General features: G+C 67.9%; 1 protein-coding gene. It reads left to right on the plus strand.

Going from position 1 to position 932, the window contains the following annotated elements; genetic code table 11:
• Nucleotides 1-22: 22 nt before the first annotated feature.
• The coding region (locus SCA03_RS34800; protein ID WP_170223878.1) for a beta-ketoacyl reductase at nt 23-932 on the plus strand (910 nt) is incomplete at its 3' end.

Consider the following 932-nt stretch of genomic DNA (forward strand, 5'->3'; position numbering starts at 1 on the left):
GGGTGTGTTGCAGTCGTGGTTGGTGGATGAGCGGTTGGTGGGTTCGCGGTTGGTGGTGGTGACGCGGGAGGGTGTTGCTGTTGGTGGTGGTGTGGGTTCGGGTGTGGTGGATGTGGTGCAGGGTGCGGTGTGGGGTTTGGTGCGTGCGGCGCAGGCGGAGAATCCGGGCCGGTTCGTGTTGGTGGATGGTGAGGTTTCGGTCGGTGTGGGGGAGTTGGTGTCGGCTGTGGCGGGTTCGGGTTCGGGTGAGGTGGAGTTGGCGTTGCGTGGGGGTGGGGTGTGGGTGCCTCGGTTGGTAGCTGGTGGGGTGTTGGGTTCGGGTCCGGTGTGGGATCCGGAGGGTGTGGTGTTGGTGACGGGTGGTACGGGTGGTCTGGGTGGTGTGGTGGCGCGGTATCTGGTGGTGGAGGAGGGTGTGCGGCATGTGGTGTTGAGTAGTCGTCGGGGTCTTGAGGCGCCGGGTGCGGTGGAGTTGGTGGGGGAGTTGGAGGCTGCGGGTGCGCGGGTGCGGGTGGTGGCGTGTGATGTGGCGGAGCGTGCGCAGGTGGCGCGGCTCGTGGAGGGCATCGTTGCCGAGCGGCCGCTCACGGGCGTCATCCACGCGGCAGGCATCGGTGACAACGGCCTGATCGACGCGCTCACCCCCGAACGCCTCGATGCCGTCCTGGCGCCGAAGTCGGATGCGGCGTGGTGGCTGCACGAGATGACGCGGGGGATGGATCTGGCGGCGTTCGTGCTGTTCTCGTCGGCGGGTGGTCTGGTGTTGACGGCGGGGCAGGGGAATTACGCGGCGGCGAACGTGTTCCTGGACGCGTTGGCGCAGCGTCGTTGTGCGGAGGGGTTGCCTGCGACGTCGATGGCGTTCGGGTTGTGGGAGGTCGGTGCCGGGTTGGGGCAGTACCTCTCCGACATCGACCGCGCCCGCATGGCCA

It is taken from the genome of Streptomyces cacaoi, from assembly GCF_006539165.1.
In the GTDB taxonomy this organism is placed as follows: Bacteria; Actinomycetota; Actinomycetes; order Streptomycetales; family Streptomycetaceae; genus Streptomyces; species Streptomyces cacaoi.